Genomic DNA, 19,113 nt, shown 5'->3' with positions numbered 1-19,113 from the left:
CAGTCTGCTTCAGCCTCCTTTGCGGAGCATGAAGCAGACTTTATTTATTTCAACCGAAGTCAGATGATTATTATTTCACTGTTATTTTCGTACGGCTGAAGCCTTCCTTCGTTTTGTTGACTTCAAGGCAAGCAGGGAATGCATCTTTCAGCTCCTGCACATGAGAGATAACGCCGATCATTCTGCCCGCCTTCTGGAGATCGACGAGCGCCGCAATGGCTTTCTGCAGCGACTCCTCGTCTAACGAACCGAAGCCCTCGTCAATGAACATCATTTCAATCGTCACTCCGCCTAGATGAGACTGGATAACATCCGTCATTCCAAGCGCGAGGCAAAGCGAGGCGTTAAACTTCTCGCCGCCGGATAGCGTCTTCACATCGCGGTTTTGCCCCGTATAGGAGTCATAGACATCGAGTCCAAGACCGCTTTGCTTTCCTCGATTTTCGAGGCGATCGCTTCTCTGCAAGGAGAATTGCCCATTCGACAGATCGCGAAGACGAGCGTTGGCGGCGAACAGAATTTGCTCCAAAAATTCGATTAGAATATAACGCTCGAACGATATTTTGAGCGCGTTATCCCCCTTTAGCATTTGGAATATGTCCATAACTTCCTCAAGCTTCGCCTCAAGGCTCTTCACCTGCTCATTTGCCCCTCTGATTGAAGCTGACAGGCGCTGTGCTGCTTGAGCAGTACGAAGAGCGGTTTGAGCGGCCGCAATCATCTGCTCCAGTTGCAGCTTCAATGCGTCCAGCTGACCCTTCAGCAGCACAATATCGACTTTAGGCTTTCCAACAAGCTCAGCCTGCAGCTCCACGATCTGCTGCGTCAACAATGAAACTGCCGTTCGATAAGCTGAAATATCGTCTCGAAGCAGCTCCCTTGCTTCTTCAATCAATGCTGCTTCACGATATTGCTGAACCGTTCCAAAGCCTGCCTTCGCAAGCTCCTCCATCAGCCGCTGCTCGGCAAGCAGCTTATTGCTCTCTGCCTCCTCTTGCTGAAGCACGGCCTGAACCGCGTATGCCTTCTGCTCAGCCAGCTTTGCGGTCATGTTTTGAAGCTGCTCCTGAACAGCCTTCCACGCAGCACTCAAGCGGCTGGTGACAGCTTGCTGTTCATTCAGCTTGGCATTCAGCTTATCCGGCGAACGCAGCGAATCCGGAATACGCTCCAGCTCCTTCTGCATCGCCGATTGCTGCGATGCTCGCTCAATGCTAAGCCGCTGCATCTCCTGCTGAAGCTGCTCCTTGGCCTGAAGCTGCTGCTCAAGAAGCTGCTCCTGCTGCTCGATTTGCAGCTTGAGCTCCGGCAACTGCTTGGCCTGAAGCGACAGCTTATCCGTTTGCTCCTTTAGAGCGCGCCATTGCTGCTGCAGCTGCGTTCTTTGCTCCTCCAGCGCAACAGCCTGCAAACCGAACTCCGCCAGCTCTCTGGCGCCTTCCTCGAGGTTCGCACTTGCTGCCGCCATTTGCGCGCGTGCTTCCAGCCATTCGCGCTCCACGGCGCTTAGCTGCGCCTTCGCCTCCTGCAGCCGCTCCCGCGATGGCACCTCAGCGGTTGTAACCGCCTTACCCGGATGCTCCTCGCTTCCGCATACGGGACATGGCTTGCCATTATGCAGATGGGCAGCAAGCAGCGCAGCTTGCCCCTCGATCCAAGATGTCTCAAGCTGCTCATGCTCCTGCTTGGCTTTGGCAAGCGACTCCGCGAACTCCCTCTCAAGCTGGGCAATACGTGACATTTCCTTCTCTACATCTACTAAACGCTTGAGCTGCTTCCCTTGCTGCTCGATCAAACGCAGCTTGTCCTGCATATCGGTCAATTCAACCGTATCCTGTTCAATTTGTTTGACCTTAAGCTGTGAAGCTTGCTTCGCATCACGAAGCTGCGCAAGCGCGGCCTCACCTGCCTGCAGCTTATCGCTGGAGCTCTTCTCCGTTTGGATCAGCTTGTCAATCGCCAGCTTCTGGCTTGCCAGCGTCTTTACTATCGGCACCATCTCTGTTAGACTGCTCAGCTCGCGCTCGGCTTCGCGCCGCTCCTCCTCGCGCTGTTCCTCTGCCGCGTAACGCTCGGCAGCTAGCGCTTGCTCGCGCTCGGCTGTCAGCAGCTCGTCTTGCCTTGCAGCAAGCTGATTCCGCCTCACAATCGCATCAGCGCTTGCCCGCTCGGCCTGCTCCATATACGGCGCCAATTGCGACGCCTTCTCTGCAAGCGCAAGCTGCTGCTCCTTCACCGCATAATCAGCCTTCTTTGCATCCAGTTGCTCCTGCTGCACCCACTTTCGATCATATTCCTCATGCTTGCTGTTAAGCGTAATTGCTGAACGCAGCTGGGCTTCCTGTGATTCAAGCTGAGCCGCCAGCGCTTCCTTCTGCGCCGCCGCTTGATCTGCCAGCTTTCTATAGAAGTCAAACTCAAGCTCAAGCGCTTCCGTCATCTGCGTTGGACTATATATTTCCTGCTGTAATACGCGGGAGAGCTCGCTACCCGCCCGTTCCGGGAGCGCCTCCTGCACTTGCTTCATATAAACATTCATCGTCGCTTTTGCTTCCTTGAGCTGGTCCTGCAAGCTGCGATTTTTCAATTGAAAACGGCTCTCCAGCCGTTCATAAAGCTCCGTGCGAAAAATCCGCCGTAAAATTTCTTCCTTGTTATCCGTATCTGACGTCAGCAGCCTGCGAAATTCACCCTGCGGCAGCATGACGATCTGGCTGAATTGCTCCTTCGTCAGCCCAATAATTTGCTCGAGCTTCGCATTCACGTCGGAGAGTATAAACCGATCCACCGCCGGAATCGCCTCGCCGCTAGTCGTTTCATATAATTCGGCTTTGCCGCCCGTTTCGCTTTTGTTTCCACCCTTGCGATGAGGCATTTGTCTAATGACCGAATAGTTTCTGCGGCCTACTGCAAAATCAAAAATGACGGCCGTATGCGTATCCTCAGCTGCAAAATGGCTCCGCAGCATTCGCGGGTCCGAGCGGTCCTCGCCGCTTGCCGTTCCATAGAAGGCGAAGCAAATCGCATCGAATATGGACGTTTTTCCAGCACCCGTATTCCCCGAAATAACGAACAAACGGCGATCCTCGAGCAGGCTGAAATCGATCGTTTCCGTATCGCGATAGGACCCGAAAGCAGTCATGGTTAGCTTAATCGGTCTCATAGCGCCCCTCCTTCCTCGCGCAGAAGCTCTGCATACGTATCTGCAAACAACGCTTTTTTGGCGTCCGTAAGCGGCTGTCCTTTGACCTCCTGATAAAAGGCGGCAAAGAGCTCAACCGGATCGGCTTCTCGTCTTCCCGTGCTGCTCCCCGCTTCCGCTGCGCCATCCGCGCTCATGCTGAGCGCTTGGCGACGGTCGACGTGAAGCGCATTCGGATAGACTGCACGCACCTTCTCCATCGGGAAAAGAACGGGATTGTCATTAAGCAGCGTTACGAATACATAATCCTCATTGACCGGATGCTTCTCCAGCTCTTCTATCGAAGCAGCTACCCGGCGCATATTGCGCAGCGGCTGAAGCTCTCGCTTCTCAATCGCTGCGCAGCCTGCCTCATCCAGCTCAATTACGAGATACCCTTTGACATGGTTTTCCTCAGAAATCGAATATTTGAGCGGCGATCCGGCATATCTTATCGTATTGTCCTTAACGAAATGCGCCTGATGCAAATGGCCGAGCGCCGTATAATGAAACTTCTCAAAATAAGCCGCACTCACATGCTCGGCTCCGCCAACCGACAAGGGCCGTTCTGAGTCGCTCGTATTAAGCTCCGGCTCCCCTGTTGCCGTCACGAAGGCATGCCCGATGAACACATGTCTAGCATTTGGATTCATGCTCGCCGTAAGCTTCTCTGTAATGACGCGCATCGCATCATCATGGGTACGTATCGAATCATCCCCTAGCTGATAACGAGCTTGAGCGGGATCAACGTATGGAACAAGATGGAAATGCACTTCTCCATATGTATCGTGCAGCACAACAGGCATTAAATCCTGCTTCAGCTGTCCAACGAGATAAAGACCTCTCTTTTCCATCAATTTTGTACCAAAATTAATGCGGTCGGGGCTGTCATGATTGCCTGAAATCGCCAGCACCGGCGTATTTAAATCAATGACGATATGTGCTAACAGCTCGTCGAGCAGTTCAACCGCTTCAGTCGGCGGCACTGCGCGATCATAGAGATCACCTGCAATAATAACGGCATCCGGCCGCTCCGTTTCAATCGCTTGCAGCAGCTGCTGCAGCACATAACGCTGGTCTTCCGTCATATATACGCCTTGAACAAGCTTGCCTAAATGCCAGTCCGCGGTATGAAATAGCTTCATTCGTCCCAAAACTCCCTTCCTAGCTCATCAAAAAGCCAGCCTATAATTCTATCATTTATATTACCATTCGCGCCGGCACAACGCATCGTTTACTGCATTCCCCTCAGCCTCAAGTCTTGCGCTGCACGAGGATTGGCGTTAAAGTTAAAAACAGCCTTATCGTCTATCAATTGCTTCTATCATTATAGTCACTATTATGGAGGTCAACAAACCGTGTCTCGCCTAACTTCCACTTTATCCAAAAACTACATCCTGCTGCTCATCGTCGTTTTTGGCGGTTTTCTCGTTTTTGGCTTCTCAGAAAATATTAAAGGACCTGCTCTCCCAAGGATGCAGGCTGATTTAAAGCTTGACGAGCTGCAGGTCGGCATTCTGCTTGCGTTTAACTCCCTCGGCTATTTGCTTGCGTGCAGCTTTACCGGCTGGCTTACTCGCAAGGCAGGCATGAAGCTGACGCTCGCACTAGCTTTTGGCTCCATGGCGTTATCGGGTGTGTGCATATATTTTGCAGCCAACTATACATCTCTTTCTTCTGCGTATTTCCTTATGTATGTCGGCAACGGGATACTCGAAATCGGTCTCGCCATACTGGCAGCTCGCATCTTTATCAAAAATACGGGCACAATGATGAACCTCGCGCACTTTTTTTATGGACTAAGCTCGACCTTCGCGCCAATTATCGCTGCATCATTAATGGGTGTAGATATATTCGGCTCCGCACTCGGCTGGCGCGGGATGTATATGCTGATGCTTGCTCTTTCGATACTGCCGATGCTGCCTGGACTTTTCGCACGGTATTCAGGCGATGAAGAGCGGCATGAAGAACGAATCTCATTGAAGGAATTTGCACGTGATAAAATGGCGTGGCTCATCGTCGCGGTGCTGTCTTTCGGCGTTATATCCGAGCTTGCCGTCGGCGGCTGGCTCGTAAACTTTCTCGAGAAAGCTTATGGCTGGAGCGGCGATGCGTCGGCCAAAATGCTTTCCGCGTTTTTCTTCTGCTTCATGCTTGCGCGGCTTGTCCTTGGACCCGTCATCGACAAAATCGGCTATACGAAATCACTTATCCTCCTATCGGCTTTCTCCGGTCTATGCTCGATAGGTGCGATTGTGATAGGCGAGCCTGGCGCTTTTCTATTTGCTTTAGCCGGCGTCGGTATCGCACCTATCTATCCGACCGTAATGGCGCTGCTGGCTAAGCGCTATCCTAACAACGCCGATACCGCCATCACGTTTACCGTAACGTTGATGGGCATCGCCAGCGTGATCGGCAACCTATTGATAGGCGCTATTACAGACTGGACGAAGCGGCTGTTTGCCGGCAGCGGAGATGCTCAAGCAAGCCTAATCGCAGGGCTGCAAGCCGGCTATTTGTTCATTGGCCTATGCGCGCTGCTCTGTGCCGCTACCTCGCTAGTGCTATTCCGTAAGCTGAGGCGTGTGAATCAAGTATTATAGCGCTAAACGAATCCAAATTCTAAGTCTAAGCGTAAGCAAACAAGCCCCGAAATCAATGTTCTCCACTTGATTTCGGGGCTTGTTCGTTTGAGGACACTTCTGTTAAGCAGATAGAGACGATAAGCATTCATTCAGCTCCGTATGCCTCATGTCATGGGCTTTGGCAACGGCGGCGTACGTCACGCAGCGAGACAGCGTATTAATGCCGCTGCGCAGTGCGGGATAAGCGCTCACCGGTCCTTCAGGCCAAGATTCGCAAGCGCAAGCACATAGGGCACCGTTGCGTTCGTAAGCGCCGCTGTCGCTGTCTCCGGCACCGCTCCAGGCATATTGGCTACGGCATAATGCAATACGCCGTGCTTCTCGAACACCGACGCCGCATGCGTCGTAATCCGGTCGATCGTCTCGAAGATGCCGCCTTGATCAATCGCCACATCGAGGATGACCGAGCCGCTTCCCATCGCCCGAACAGCCTCCTCTGCAACCAGCTTTGGCGCACGCGCGCCTGGAATGAGCACCGCTCCGATGACGAGATCCGAGGCGGCAACGGCTTCGGCCAGCTGCAGCTTCGTCGAAGCGAGCGTATGCGCCTTGCCGCCGAACCGTTCATCCAAGTAGCGGAGCCTGCTCGCATCCGTATCGAGAATCGTGACGTCAGCGCCAAGCCCAATCGCGATTTGTGCCGCCCCAGTTCCGACAACACCGCCACCAATGATCGCTACCCGCCCCTTTCGGACGCCGGGTACGCCTCCCAGCAGCAGCCCTTTTCCGCCATTCGTTTTCTCCAGAAACTGAGCGCCAAGCTGCGCCGCCATTCTTCCGGCAATGTCGCTCATGGGCGTCAGCAGCGGCAGCTGCCCGCCGGCTAGCTGCACCGTCTCTTACGCAATCGCCGTTACCTTATGCCGGACTAGCGCCTCCGTCAGCTCCGGCTCGGCAGCCAGATGGAGATACGTAAACAAATGGGGCGGAAGCCTTCGCCAGCGAGGAGGCGCTGAACCGCATCGTAAAATGGGTTCATATTATGGAAGCAACCCAAGTCGGCCATCTATTAAACGGTCATGAGCTTATCCTGTGCACCGGCATCGGCTGGCATGATGATGAAGCGCTCAGCTTATTGTTTCTCCAGCAGCTTATCGGCAGCAGCGCATCGGGCCTATGCATTGAAGCTTGGCCTTTACACCAAGCAGCCGTTCGTTAAGATGAAGGAGCTCGCGATACGCGAGAGCTTCCCCCTCATTTTTTTCCACGAAGAGGTCCGTTATATCGATATTACGCAGGATCTTCACGCCCACTTCATTCATCAGCATCATCGCATGGTATCCGAGCTTGAGACATTGTCTACCGAGCTAAATCAGCTGCTGCTCTCCGGCAAGGGCATGATGTCTCTTCTTCGGCTGCTTCACCAAACGAACGGCGCGCAGGTTGCCTTCTTCCCGCATGGCGTTGAGCCGCATTTTATCCCGCATTTGCCAAGAGCCAAAACCGACAGCTTTTATGAACAGTGGATTTATGGCAAAATGTTCGCCGAGCCGCAGCGAATGGTCGCCCATCGTCCGATATTAGCGCTTGACTACCTATTCGCCGATTTGCAGCTGCAGGGCAAGCTGGAGCTGAGCGAATTTCAAATTTTAGCGTTGGATCGCGCAGCAACGGCCATTGCCCTGGAAATGATGCGAACCAAGTATACGGAAGAGCGGCAGCCATAAGGATGACCTCTGGTCGGTTGATTGGCTAAGCGGCAAGCATACGGCAAATGAGGTGCAAGACTACATTCGCTCGCTTCGGCCAACTGCCAAGCTAACGGGCATAGCAGTATGCCTTTTTGATTTTGGCGATCCATCCAAGACATGGACAGATAAGGACGATGGCAATCTGCTTATTCAGAAAAATATGGTCGCGCGCGCTATTTTTGAAGGAGAAGGCTTCCTGCTCCTGCCGCTGCTGCTGCATGACCATATCGTATTCATTGTGCTTGACCAACTGAGCGCCATCAAATTCAAGGAGCGCCTCATGCGAGCCATCCACAGGCTGCAAAAGACGGAGCTGCATCAGGAAGGAGCAAGAAATACGGCTAACGATCGAGCTCGCGCTCCGGGCTTACGAATATGTGCAAGGCCCAATCGATTAGGAGCTGCCTGACTGCTTAAGGAGCAGATTGACAAAATATTTCCGGGCATCCGCCGTCTTCACGAGCAGCGTCGCATGGTCCCCGCCGGGATGCTTAAACTCCAGCAGGTCGCCGCTCAAACCTTCTGTAATGCCAGAAATGACATATTGCTGGTTGATATACGCATCGATTTTGTTTTTCTCTTCTGCATATTGCTCATAAGCGGACATGCCAATCTCCCTCCTTCATCGCTATTGAATCACCTTTGATGCGGATGTGGATGCGGATGCGGTTGCAGGTACTGCTTCGCCAACTGCCGCTGTATATGACGTACGTTTCAAGTAACGTCCCGCCCCATAGCTGCCCACGAATTGCTGCTCTTGAATGACAAATTCGCCGCGCGACAACACGCTTACCGGAACGCCGGTCACCTGCATCCCTTCAAACGGATTATAGTCCACGTTCATATGATGCGTCTTCGCGGAGAGCGTACGCTCGGCTAACGGATCGAAGATGACGATATCCGCATCGCTGCCCATGGCAATCGTCCCCTTCTGCGGGAACAGACCGAACAGCTTCGCATTACGAGTCGATACGATATCAACGAATTGATTGAGCGTAATTCGCCCTTTGTTAACCCCTTCCGAGTAAAAGAGCGAGAAGCGGTCCTCAATGACGGGGCCGCCATTCGGAATTTTGCTGAAATCGCCAAGTCCAAGATCCTTTTGCCCGTCAAAGTTAAAGGAGCAATGATCCGAGCCGAGCGTTTGCAATTGACCGCTCTTCAGCGCATTCCAAAGCACCTCCTGATGGAATGGTTCACGAAGCGGCGGCGACCATACATATTTGGCTCCTTCAAAATCCGGCTTCTCCAAATAAGACTGATCGAGCACCAAATATTGCGGGCAGGTCTCGCCCCAAATATCGACGCCTTTATTTCTTGCTTCCGCAATTTGCTGCACAGCCTCCGCGCAGGTTACGTGTACAACGTAAAGTCTTGCACCAGCGAGCTCCGCCAGCTTCGCCGCGCGTCCGGTAGCTTCCCCTTCAACAATGGAAGGCCTTGTGAGCGCGTGATAAATCGGGTCGGTATTTCCTTCCGCGAGTGCTTTCTGAATGAGGAAATCGATAACGTCGCCATTTTCCGCATGCACCATGACCATCGCGCCAAGCTCCTTGGCAGCGAGAAGCGTCCGAAACAGCGTACCGTCATCCGCCTGAAATACGTTTTTGTACGCCATGAATACCTTCAAGGATGTAATGCCCTCTTCCTTGACAATCGCCGGAAGCTCCGCCAGCACTTCATCGTTTATTTCACCGATCATCAGATGAAAGCCGTAATCGATAACCGCTTTTCCATTCGCCTTGTTATGCCACGCAGCAATCGATTCGCTCAGCGGCTTCCCCTTCGTCGTTAAGCAGAAATCGACGATTGTTGTCGTGCCGCCATATGCTGCCGCTCTAGTGCCAGTCGCAAAATCGTCAGCCGTAACCGTCCCGCCAAACGGCATTTCAAGATGGGTATGCGGATCAATGCCGCCAGGAAACACATATTTGCCTGCCGCATCGATTATTTCATCCGCCTCGCCAGTTAAGTCAAACCCGATTTTGGCGATAATGCCATCCTTAATAAGCACATCGGCTTTATACGTGTCAGCCGCCGTTACAATCGTCCCATTTTTAATGAGCCTCGCCGTCATGCTACACCCCCTCCTCTTTATCTGAATCGCTATCTTCCTTGCCTTTCCCTAGCGCCGCGATTGCCGCCTGCCGCTGATTCCAGCTAAGAGGCAGCTCCGTGGCGGGCACCTCTATCATCGATATCGCGCCCTCCACCGGACAGACGATCGAGCAAAGATTGCAGCCTACGCAATCCTCCTCGCGAACCTTGAGATACGCTGCGCCATTTTCGCTCGTATGCCGCTCGATGCACTGATGCGAGGTATCCTCGCATGCAATATGGCATTTGTTGCACACAATGCATGTCTCTTGCTCAATTCGCGCAACTACCGCATAATTCAAGTCAAGATTGCCCCAGTCCGAGTAACGATCTACCGATTTGCCGATCAGCTCAGTGACTGATTTTAATCCCTTATCATCCAAATAATTGTTCAAGCCGTCGATCATATCCTCAACGATACTGAAGCCATGATGCATCGCAGCCGTGCACACCTGCACCCCAGTCGAGCCCATCAGCAAAAACTCAACCGCATCGCGCCAGCTCGAAATGCCGCCGATACCGGAGATCGGAACGCCGACTAACGGATTTCGCGCACATTCGGCAACCATATTCAGCGCGATCGGCTTAACGGCTGGCCCGCAATAGCCGCCATGCGCGCCTTTGCCGCCAACATGCGGAATCGTATTCCATGTGTCGATATCTACGCCCGCAAGCGAGTTGATCGTATTGATGAGCGATATCGCATCCGCTCCGCCGCGGACAGCGGCTTTGGCTGTTGCCGTGATATCGGTAATATTCGGCGTAAGCTTGACGATGACCGGCGTTCGCGCAGCCTCCTTGGCCCACATCGTCTGCATCTCAACCAGATCCGGCTGCTGTCCTGACGCCGCCCCCATCCCCCGTTCGGCCATGCCGTGCGGACAGCCGAAGTTCAGCTCCAGCCCGTCTACGCCGATATCCTCGACCTTTTTTACAATTTCATGCCATTTCTCGCGCTTTGGCTCGACCATCAACGAAACGACGACCGCATGGCCAGGAAACCTTTTTTTCGTTTCATATATTTCCTTCAGATTGATCTCAAGCGGCCGATCAGATATGAGCTCAATATTGTTGAAGCCCGCCACGCGCTGTCCATTGAAATGAACAGCGGCAAAACGAGACGATGTGTTGATGATCGGATCGCCAAGCGTCTTCCACACGGCACCGCCCCAGCCCGCTTCAAATGCGCGCTGCACCTGGTAGCCGGTATTCGTTGGCGGAGCGGATGCAAGCCAGAATGGATTTGGCGAAGATATGCCTGCCAATTGAATGCGAAGATCAGCCATAACGTTCCCTCCTCGCGATTAGCGTATTGTAAATGGAAGAAGCGGCCAGCTTGCCCTGCTGTGCAGCGGAAACGACCATCGCTTCGCCTTGGCCTTCGCCAAAAATAACGTCTCCTGCCGCATAGATCCGGGGATTGGAGGTTTGATACGTCTCGGTATTCACCGTTACGATGCCGCGCTTATGGTCGACGCCAAGCTGCTCGATCAAAGGCATGTACCGCGTCTGCCCAATCGCCTTAATGACCGCATCCACCTCTAGCTCGAAGGTTGCGCCTTCTATGGGAACCGGTCTTTTTCTGCCGCCATCGCCTACTGCTTCAAGCCTCATCGCCACGCATTCAAGCGCTTTGACATTGCCGTCCGCATCACCGATAATTTTGCTTGGCGCGCTCAGCCAAACAAACTCCACGCCATCCTGCTTCGCGAATTCAAACTCAAAATCGTAAGCGGTCATTTCCTCTCTCGTCCTGCGGTAGACCATCTTCACGTTTGCCGCTCCGAGTCTCACCGAACAGGTTGCAGCATCAATTGCGGTATTTCCCGCTCCGATAACGGCAATGCGCTTGCCGATGAAATCAGTCGAAAGCTCTGTCTTGGTCGCTTCTACAAAATCAATTGCATCGTATACGCCTGTTAGCTGCTCGCCCTCGATGCCAAGATTCGGCACCTTGGACATGCCGATCGCCAGTACAATCGCATCATATTGATCAAGCAGATCAGCGACTTGGACATCGACGCCAACCCTCGTATTCGTCCGAATATCGACGCCGAGCTTCCTTACCTGCTCGACTTCCCAAAGCGATATGCTTTGCGGCAAACGGAACGATACGATGCCGTACGTATCGAGCCCTCCAGCCTGCTCCTTCGCTTCGAATATCGTGACGGCGAAGCCGAATCTCGCAAGCTCGCGCGCCGCGGACAGCCCGGCTGGACCGCCGCCGATAATCGCGACAGACTTGCCGTTGCTTTGACCGGCTGCGAACAGATTTTGCTCATTCTTGATCGCCCAATCCGTCGCATAACGCTGCAAATTGCCGATCATGATCGGCTTGGATGAGTGATTCAGCACGCAAGCGCCCTCGCACAGCTCCTCCGTCGGGCAAACTCTTGAGCAGGTAGCGCCGACCGGATTCTCCTCCATAATGGCGCGCGCCGACCCTTTCATATTGCCTGATGCAATTTTTTTGATAAAAGAAGGGATGTTGATGCCGGTCGGGCATGCCTTAATGCAAGGCGCATCATAGCAGTACAGACATCGATTTGATTCCTCAATCGCTTCCTTCGGCCGCATCCCCGCCTTCGCCTCGGCAAAATTGCGCCTCAGCGAATCAACTGGAATAAACGCCGCATTAACCGTCATGCTCATGTCCATTCCCTCCTTATAAGCTCACGATATTGTCATACGTCTCCGGCCTGCGGTCGCAGTAAAATTGCCATACGTCCCTGACCTCGCGAATGAGCTCCTAATCGATCTCGCCAATGATGACCTCGTCTTGATCCTGACGACGCCAAGCTCTTTCGCCAGCTCTTGAAACAGCTTCGTTGTTGGCCCGTTCGGCACTTCCTCCGCAGCCGCATACCACTTCGTCTTCTGCTCGGAGCAGAAATAAGGCCCATAAAAGATTTCCTGCAACGAAATCATTTGAGCGCGCTTGGCCGCCGCCTCGCGAATAAGTCCAATATGCTTCTCAATCGCCGTCCGCTTATGTGCTTCTAACGATTCATCGCCATGCAAATCATTTGATGCTTGGATCAAGCCAATCTTTACGATGGTCATCTTCCAGCTTCCCCTTTCTGCATGCTCATCTGTCTAGCAGTTCGGTAGAGCAGCTCCGCTCCAAGCTCGATATCCTCAGGTGTTGAGTACTCCTTCGGATTGTGGCTAATCCCATCCTTGCAGCGGACAAAAATCATCCCGTAATCGCATACATAAGACATCGTTAGCGAATCATGAAAGGGGCCGCTCATCAGCTCCGGCGGCGCGAGTCCCATTTCTGCTGCCTGCTCATGCATAATCGCTCTCAGCTCGCTCGCGCAATAGCGCGGATCGCTCCTCGTATCCTCGCGAATCGTATACGTTAAGCCATGGTCGAGGCAAGCAGCGTTTATGAGCGCAAGCAGCTGCTCCTCAAGCGCGTTTCTTCTAGCGAGATCGATATCCCGAAAGTCAACCGTGAAGCTCACCTTCTCCGGAATAATGTTCCGTGAATCCGGAAAGACCGAAAGGGAGCCAACCGTCCCGACCGTTGGTGCGCCATACTCCTGGGACGCCAGCTCATTGAGACCAACGATGACCTTCGCGCAGCCGACCAGCGCATCTTGGCGCATCGGCATCGGTACGGAGCCTGCATGCCCTGCGAAGCCCGTCATTTCAACCGTCCACCAGACGGGTCCTGATATGCCGCTTACGATGCCGATTGGCTCGCCTTGCGCTTCAAGCACCGGCCCTTGCTCAATATGCAGCTCCAAAAATGCGCCAATCCGGCCTTCTTGGAACGTATAGCTGCCAAACGCAGCAGGATCGCAGCCAAATGCCAGCAGCGCTTCCCTGCGGGTGATCCCGTTCTTATCCGTCCGGTCAAGCTCGCCGTCCTCCAGCTTTCCTGTCATTCCTCTGACTCCGAATAATCCTTTGTTGAACCTGCAGCCCTCTTCATCGCAAAAAGCGACAACCTCGATATTGGCAGCCGGCTGAAAGCCTGCTTCCACCATCGTCTGAACCGCCTCGATTGCTCCCAGCACGCCAATAACGCCGTCAAACCTACCGCCATATGGCTGCGAATCAATATGAGAGCCAAGCATTAAGACCGGCGCTGTAGAATCAATTCCTGTCAGCACGCCTATCAAATTGCCGAACGGATCGATGCGAGGTTCCATTCCCGCTTCAATCATCCAGCTCCGTACAAGCTCCACGCCTGCAAGGTCTTCCTTCGAGAGCGCAAGGCGGCATACGCCCGTATTTCCGATCTTCCCAATCTGCGCCAGCTCAGAAATGCGCTCGTGCAGCCGTTTCGCATTAATGCCTGCTATCGTTGTCTCCTTCATCATTGCCTCCTCCTCTCCCATCAGCTCCCGAAAACCTCCAGCAGCGTATCGGCAATAAATACGATTTCATCATCCGTCGTCGATAAAGGCGGACTAATCGTCAAAATATTCATAAAGCCCGGCACCGTATCGCCATTCTTGCTAATGAGAAGCCCTCTTTGCTTGCACCCAGATAAAATAGACGTTACTCTCACAGCAGTTGCCGGCTCCTTCGTTTGTTTATCCTCCACCAGCTCAATGCCGATCGCCGAGCCAAATATTCTTATTTCACCGACATTCGGATGCGCCTTAAGCGGCTTGATCCGGCTCAGCAGCTCTTTGCCTATATAGGCAGAGCGGCTTACGAGATTTTCCCGCTCCAAAATTTCAATGTTTTTCAGCGCTACTGCGCAGGAGACGGGATTGCCGCCGAAGGTGTTCACATGCCGGAAGTGGCTATCCGGTCCGCTTTCTTTAAAGCTCTCGTACATTTCAGCCGATACAGCAGTTGCCGATAAGGGGGAATAAGCGCTGGTCATCCCTTTCGCCATCGTCACGATATCCGGACGGACGCCGAAGTTGAAATGCCCAAACCTCTCGCCCGAACGGCCGAAGCCGCAAATGACCTCGTCGACGATGAGCAGCACGTCATGCTTATCGCAAATGTCACGCAGCTTCGCCAAATAATCTTCCGGTGGCACGATCATACCGCCGCCCGTTATGACCGGCTCGACGATGATGCCAGCGACCGAATCCGGTCCCTCCCAAATGATCGCGTCCTCGTAGGCTTTGGCGCATTGCGTCTCGCAGGCCCCCTTCGTTTGGCCGAAGGGACAACGGTAGCAATACGGGGGAGGCACATGGGTGAAGCCGACGCCAAGCGGCTCGTACTTCAGCTTGCGCTGCGCTTGCCCCGTGGCGCCTAGTGCGCCCATGGAGTTGCCGTGATAAGCACGGTGACGCGAAATAAACTTATGCTTGGAAGGCTTCCCCCGCTGATGGTGATATTGGCGGCCGATTTTGAAAGCAACCTCGTTCGCGTCCGAGCCCGAGTTGGAGAAGAAGATGCGATATTCGCCCTCCAGCCATTCATTCAGCTTGGCAGCCAGCTCTATCGCAGGGACATGCGACTGAATGAGCGTGGAATAGGCAATCTTCTTCATTTGTTCGGCAGCCGCATCTGCTATTTCCGCTCGTCCGTGACCAACATTGACGCACCATAAGCCTGACATGCCATCCAAATAACGATTGCCATCCAGATCGGTAATCCAGCTGCCTTCTCCCGATACGATTACCATTGGATTGTCATTATGGGGAGAAATATGATGCCATAAATATTTGCGATCCTTCTCGAGCAGCTCTTCCTTTGCTTCCGTATTCATTGCTGCCTCATTCACACCCATAGACTGCTTCTCCTCCTTCGCGGCTGCCGCTCATATCGTCGTAATGACCGCGGATGAGACCATCCGCGATCGTTATAGACTAGCGTATGCGCCTACTTGGCCGCATCTTCCAAAATTGTTTTGTCGACAGCTGCTGCCAGATCGGGAGCCTTCTTAATAAGCTCATATTTGAGCGCGATATCGACAGTTCGCTGCACCGCGTCATCGACAAACGACCCTACCTGCGCCTCCGCGAACCCTTCCGGCTTCACTAGCTTCGCCATCTCCATCAGCATCGTCGTCTGATGCTCCTTCGTCGTGCTTCCCTCCGTTACGGCGCTCATTACGATATCAACCGATTCCACTTGGTTCGCAATCGCGTAATTCCAGCCCTTCATCGTCGCTTTGATCGCTTTGACAGCCAGCTCGCGGTTGTTCTTGAGCCACTCGTCCTTCACGATCAGCGTGTCCTCCAGCATCCCAACGCCGGCATCCTCGAAATCATACACGTATAAATCCTCTTCCTTCACGCCGCTTTCAAGCACGACATGGTATTCGTTGTAAATGGTAGAGACGGCAACATCCAGCTGCTTGTTAAAAAACTGATCCATCGTGAAATGGAATGGACCTAACTAAAAAATACATTATACAAAATGGTTAAAATTCCGTTGATTCATTTGACATAATGTCAAGTAGAGCTGACCAAGCTATTCGGTAGATTGCTAGAAATGGACTAATTTTCCTTCACATAACCGCTCCGCTCTTGAATATATTGAGTAACAGACAAGAAATAAGGAATCCGTATTTCAGGTATCTTGTTTGCTGAAGCGTGAATTTAATGGAATGAGGTGAGGGAAATGGAGTCAGAGCCGCTGTTTGTTGTATCCCGTGAGGATTGGTCGCTCCACCGCAAAGGCTATGAGGATCAAGCGCGACATCAGGAAAAGGTACACGAAGCAATTAAGCAAAACCTTCCCGATCTGGTTTCCGACGAAAGCATCGTTTTGTCCGATGGCAGGCGTACAATCAAAGTCCCCATTAAAAGTCTCGACGAATCCCACTTCATATACAACTACAACAAGAAGCAGCACGTCGGACAAGGCGATGGAGATTCACAGGTTGGCGATGTGCTGGGGGTCGATCCGCAAGCCGCCAAAGGACCGGGCAAAGGCCAGGACGCGGGCGATCAGCCAGGCGAGGACGTCGTCGATACCGAGATAAGCATCGACCAGCTGGAGGATATGCTTTTTGAGGAGCTGGAACTTCCTAATCTGGAGCAAAAACAAAAGGATCAATTACAAACGACAGAAATTGTTTTTCACGATATCCGCAAAAAAGGTATTATGTCCAACATTGACAAAAAACGTACGTTGATCGAAAATCTTCGGCGCAACGCCAATGCAGGCAAATCCGGCATTGGCGGCATCTCGCCTGACGATCTTCGTTATAAAACGTGGAATGAAATTGTAAAGCCGCAATCGAATGCTGTTATTCTTGCCCTCATGGACACATCAGGAAGCATGGGGTCCTTTGAGAAATATTGTGCCCGCAGCTTCTTCTTCTGGATGTCTCGTTTCCTGCGCCGCAAGTATGAGCATGTGGAGATCGTATTTATCGCGCATCATACGGAAGCCAAGGAGGTAACGGAGGAGGAGTTCTTCAACCGAGGTGAAAGCGGTGGCACCATTTGCTCCTCTGCATACCAGAAGGCGATCGAGGTCATCGACAGCCGGTATCCGACTTCTAATTGGAACATTTACCCGTTCCACTTCTCGGATGGCGACAATCTTACCTCGGATAACGAGCGCTGCGTGAAGCTGATCGGACAGCTTATGGAGCGAAGCAATATGTTCGGATACGGCGAGGTCAACCAATACAATCGAAGCAGCACATTGATGTCGGCGTATAAGCATATTAGCCACAAAAAATTTATGTACTCGGTCATTAAGGAGAAAGGCGAGGTTTATAAGGCGCTTAAAACGTTCTTCTCCAAACAAGTAATCGGTGCATAACGAGCAAAACCCGCCCTGCAGCTCATGCGGCAAGGCGGGTTTTTCTGTCCAATTTCAGGCGCTTTAATCTACTTTATTGATTGTTCGCGCCAAGCTGATCCAAGCTTTTGAACTCGTAGCCTTGACGCCTTGCCTCGTCGATAATTCTGCCAAGCGCCTCCGTATTGTCTTTTGACACCGAATGCAGCAAAATGATCGCTCCAGGATGAAGCTGCTTGACTACCTCGCTATAAGCGAATTGGGAGCCACGCTGCGCATTCACATCCCAGTCCTTGTAAGCGACCGACCAGAATACGTTTATGTAGCCGAATTGTTTGCTTGCCGCAAGCACTCTTTCGTTAAAAATGCCTCTCGGCGGCCGAAGATATTTCATTTCCTTCTGTCCCGTAAGGACCTCTACCTGCTCCTTCACCTTGTCGAGCTCCGTCTTAATACTGCCCTCCGACAGCTGCGACATATCTGGATGGCTCCAAGAGTGATTGCCAATGATATGTCCTTCCATAACCATTCGCTTTAAAAGCTCCGGCTGATCCTTTACATAATGTCCCGTAACGAAAAAAACAGCAGGCACATTTTTCTCCTTCAGCACATCAAGAATTCGAGGAGTAAAGCCGTTCTCATACCCGTTGTCGAATGTTAAAAAGAGCTCCTTTTTACTTGTATCTCCAAGAAACAGCGCGCCATGCTTCGTAATAATAGGCTTGAAGCCTTCCTCGTCTATAGATGGCAATCGGCCTTCCACGCTTTTCTTAAAACCAAAATGATACGCACCGGGCTGACCAAAAGCAGCAGAAGGAGTTAATAAGCTCCATGCCAGCACTGCGAACAGTGCCATGAACTTCATAATAAGCCTCAACAGCAATGCCCTCCTTATTCGATTGATATATGACGCTGCGACGACATATTGCGTTTATATTTCCCGAAAAGGGCATAAAAAAACCGCTATTCTCCAAAGTCAATTAGACCTTGTAGATAGCGGTTTTATATGTATTTCATTGATTTAAAATGGTCGGGACGACACGATTTGAACATGCGACCCCCTGGTCCCAAACCAGGTGCTCTACCAAGCTGAGCTACGTCCCGAGAAAAGATGGTGCCGTCGAGAGGACTTGAACCCCCAACCTACTGATTACAAGTCAGTTGCTCTACCAGTTGAGCTACAACGGCACATCAATTATGTCCACCTATTAAAGGCGGTTTGTGATGCTGGTCTGGCTAAGCCAAGCTGCATCTTGGGAAAAATGGTGCCGTCGAGAGGACTTGAACCCCCAACCTACTGATTACAAGTCAGTTGCTCTACCAGTTGAGCTACAACGGCATATCGATGATGTCCAGCGATTAAAGCGGTTTGTGATGCCTGTCTGGCTAGGCCAAGCTGCATCTTGGAAAAAATGGTGCCGTCGAGAGGACTTGAACCCCCAACCTACTGATTACAAGTCAGTTGCTCTACCAGTTGAGCTACAACGGCATATTCATGTGTAGATCATTAATTTAATTGGTTGCGGGGGCAGGATTTGAACCTGCGGCCTTCGGGTTATGAGCCCGACGAGCTACCGGGCTGCTCCACCCCGCGACGTTAATGAAAAAATATGGTGACCCGTAGGGGACTCGAACCCCTGTTACCTCCGTGAAAGGGAGGTGTCTTAACCACTTGACCAACGGGCCTTGAAAAATGGGACGGAGAGAGAGGGATTCGAACCCTCGCACCACTTACGCAGTCTAACCCCTTAGCAGAGGGTCCCCTTGAGCCACTTGGGTATCTCTCCAAATCTGGCTCCCCGAACAGGACTCGAAC

At 52.4% G+C, this 19,113-nt stretch carries 15 protein-coding genes, 7 tRNA genes and 2 pseudogenes; 5 read left to right on the top strand and 19 right to left on the bottom strand.

Going from position 1 to position 19,113, the window contains the following annotated elements; all coding sequences use genetic code 11:
- Positions 1-70: 70 nt before the first annotated feature.
- Both AC1TPC_RS25715 and AC1TPC_RS25710 read right to left on the bottom strand, forming a co-directional pair.
- Positions 71-3,163 carry an AAA family ATPase gene (locus tag AC1TPC_RS25715; protein WP_482069574.1) on the bottom strand — a complete coding sequence of 1,031 codons (3,093 nt, stop codon included), beginning with the start codon at positions 3,161-3,163 and terminating at the stop codon, positions 71-73.
- Positions 3,160-4,326: an exonuclease SbcCD subunit D gene (locus tag AC1TPC_RS25710; protein WP_482069573.1), complete on the bottom strand. Its 1,167-nt coding sequence runs from the start codon at positions 4,324-4,326 to the stop codon at positions 3,160-3,162. Before AC1TPC_RS25710 ends, AC1TPC_RS25715 begins: the two co-directional genes overlap by 4 nt.
- 213 nt (positions 4,327-4,539) lie before the next feature.
- On the opposite strand from AC1TPC_RS25710, the gene AC1TPC_RS25705 reads away from it, so the two are divergent.
- Complete coding sequence (locus AC1TPC_RS25705; RefSeq protein WP_482069572.1) at positions 4,540-5,784, top strand: MFS transporter; 1,245 nt, start codon at positions 4,540-4,542, stop codon at positions 5,782-5,784.
- A gap of 102 nt (positions 5,785-5,886) precedes the next feature.
- Here AC1TPC_RS25705 and AC1TPC_RS25700 read toward each other — a convergent pair.
- Positions 5,887-6,746 (bottom strand): annotated as a pseudogene (locus tag AC1TPC_RS25700) (alanine dehydrogenase); the annotation flags it as partial.
- Positions 6,747-6,808: 62 nt separating this feature from the next.
- Here AC1TPC_RS25700 and AC1TPC_RS25695 point away from each other — a divergent pair.
- The 3 genes from AC1TPC_RS25695 to AC1TPC_RS25685 are packed head-to-tail and all read left to right on the top strand — an operon-like array spanning position 6,809 to position 7,926.
- The gene (locus tag AC1TPC_RS25695; RefSeq protein WP_482069571.1) at positions 6,809-6,985 is read left to right on the top strand and encodes a PucR family transcriptional regulator ligand-binding domain-containing protein; all 177 of its coding nucleotides are present in this window, start codon (positions 6,809-6,811) and stop codon (positions 6,983-6,985) included.
- Position 6,986: 1 nt separating this feature from the next.
- Positions 6,987-7,493 (top strand): hypothetical protein, encoded by a 507-nt coding sequence (locus tag AC1TPC_RS25690; RefSeq protein ID WP_482069570.1) that lies wholly within the window; start codon positions 6,987-6,989, stop codon positions 7,491-7,493.
- Positions 7,494-7,545: 52 nt separating this feature from the next.
- On the top strand, positions 7,546-7,926 hold the full coding sequence (locus AC1TPC_RS25685) for a hypothetical protein (protein WP_482069569.1): 381 nt from the start codon (positions 7,546-7,548) through the stop codon (positions 7,924-7,926).
- On the opposite strand, the gene AC1TPC_RS25680 is transcribed toward AC1TPC_RS25685, so the two are convergent.
- The 8 genes and pseudogenes from AC1TPC_RS25680 to AC1TPC_RS25645 all read right to left on the bottom strand — a co-directional run bounded on the left by AC1TPC_RS25680 (position 7,912) and on the right by AC1TPC_RS25645 (position 15,917).
- On the bottom strand, positions 7,912-8,124 hold the full coding sequence (locus AC1TPC_RS25680; RefSeq protein ID WP_482069568.1) for a hypothetical protein: 213 nt from the start codon (positions 8,122-8,124) through the stop codon (positions 7,912-7,914). The two genes, AC1TPC_RS25685 and AC1TPC_RS25680, sit on opposite strands and share 15 nt — an antisense overlap.
- Positions 8,125-8,145: 21 nt before the next feature.
- Positions 8,146-9,594 (bottom strand): dihydropyrimidinase, encoded by a 1,449-nt coding sequence (gene hydA, locus AC1TPC_RS25675; protein WP_482069567.1) that lies wholly within the window; start codon positions 9,592-9,594, stop codon positions 8,146-8,148.
- Position 9,595: 1 nt separating this feature from the next.
- Positions 9,596-10,900: an NAD-dependent dihydropyrimidine dehydrogenase subunit PreA gene (gene preA, locus AC1TPC_RS25670; protein WP_482069566.1), complete on the bottom strand. Its 1,305-nt coding sequence runs from the start codon at positions 10,898-10,900 to the stop codon at positions 9,596-9,598.
- The gene (locus AC1TPC_RS25665; RefSeq protein WP_482069587.1) at positions 10,893-12,260 is read right to left on the bottom strand and encodes an NAD(P)-dependent oxidoreductase; all 1,368 of its coding nucleotides are present in this window, start codon (positions 12,258-12,260) and stop codon (positions 10,893-10,895) included. Before AC1TPC_RS25665 ends, preA begins: the two co-directional genes overlap by 8 nt.
- Before the next feature lie 141 nt (positions 12,261-12,401).
- Positions 12,402-12,677 (bottom strand): annotated as a pseudogene (locus AC1TPC_RS25660) (nitrilase-related carbon-nitrogen hydrolase); the annotation flags it as partial.
- Complete coding sequence (locus AC1TPC_RS25655; RefSeq protein ID WP_482069565.1) at positions 12,674-13,948, bottom strand: M20 family metallo-hydrolase; 1,275 nt, start codon at positions 13,946-13,948, stop codon at positions 12,674-12,676. The pseudogene AC1TPC_RS25660 and the gene AC1TPC_RS25655, both read right to left, overlap by 4 nt.
- Positions 13,949-13,965: 17 nt before the next feature.
- Positions 13,966-15,327 carry an aminotransferase gene (locus tag AC1TPC_RS25650; protein WP_482069564.1) on the bottom strand — a complete coding sequence of 454 codons (1,362 nt, stop codon included), beginning with the start codon at positions 15,325-15,327 and terminating at the stop codon, positions 13,966-13,968.
- A gap of 92 nt (positions 15,328-15,419) precedes the next feature.
- Positions 15,420-15,917: an ABC transporter substrate-binding protein gene (locus AC1TPC_RS25645; protein WP_482069563.1), complete on the bottom strand. Its 498-nt coding sequence runs from the start codon at positions 15,915-15,917 to the stop codon at positions 15,420-15,422.
- Positions 15,918-16,163: 246 nt separating this feature from the next.
- Here AC1TPC_RS25645 and yhbH point away from each other — a divergent pair, with 246 nt between their 5' ends.
- The gene (yhbH, locus tag AC1TPC_RS25640; RefSeq protein WP_482069562.1) at positions 16,164-17,318 is read left to right on the top strand and encodes a sporulation protein YhbH; all 1,155 of its coding nucleotides are present in this window, start codon (positions 16,164-16,166) and stop codon (positions 17,316-17,318) included.
- A gap of 73 nt (positions 17,319-17,391) precedes the next feature.
- On the opposite strand, the gene pdaA is transcribed toward yhbH, so the two are convergent.
- From pdaA to AC1TPC_RS25600, 8 genes are all read right to left on the bottom strand, one after another.
- Positions 17,392-18,162 carry a delta-lactam-biosynthetic de-N-acetylase gene (gene pdaA / locus AC1TPC_RS25635; protein ID WP_482069586.1) on the bottom strand — a complete coding sequence of 257 codons (771 nt, stop codon included), beginning with the start codon at positions 18,160-18,162 and terminating at the stop codon, positions 17,392-17,394.
- A gap of 162 nt (positions 18,163-18,324) precedes the next feature.
- A tRNA-Pro gene (locus AC1TPC_RS25630) sits at positions 18,325-18,401 on the bottom strand.
- Between the two features lie 8 nt (positions 18,402-18,409).
- Positions 18,410-18,485: transfer RNA gene (locus AC1TPC_RS25625), tRNA-Thr, on the bottom strand.
- Positions 18,486-18,560: 75 nt separating this feature from the next.
- Positions 18,561-18,636, bottom strand: a tRNA-Thr gene (locus AC1TPC_RS25620).
- A gap of 74 nt (positions 18,637-18,710) precedes the next feature.
- Positions 18,711-18,786 (bottom strand) — tRNA-Thr (locus AC1TPC_RS25615).
- A 28-nt stretch (positions 18,787-18,814) separates the two neighbouring features.
- Positions 18,815-18,891 (bottom strand) — tRNA-Met (locus AC1TPC_RS25610).
- A gap of 17 nt (positions 18,892-18,908) precedes the next feature.
- Positions 18,909-18,983: transfer RNA gene (locus AC1TPC_RS25605), tRNA-Glu, on the bottom strand.
- Positions 18,984-18,996: 13 nt separating this feature from the next.
- Positions 18,997-19,084 (bottom strand) — tRNA-Ser (locus AC1TPC_RS25600).
- Positions 19,085-19,113: the final 29 nt, after the last annotated feature.

Source organism: Paenibacillus sp. Y280 (assembly GCF_056786335.1).
Note: the sequence above shows the minus strand (reverse complement) of the source record. Positions and strands in the feature narration are given on the sequence as shown.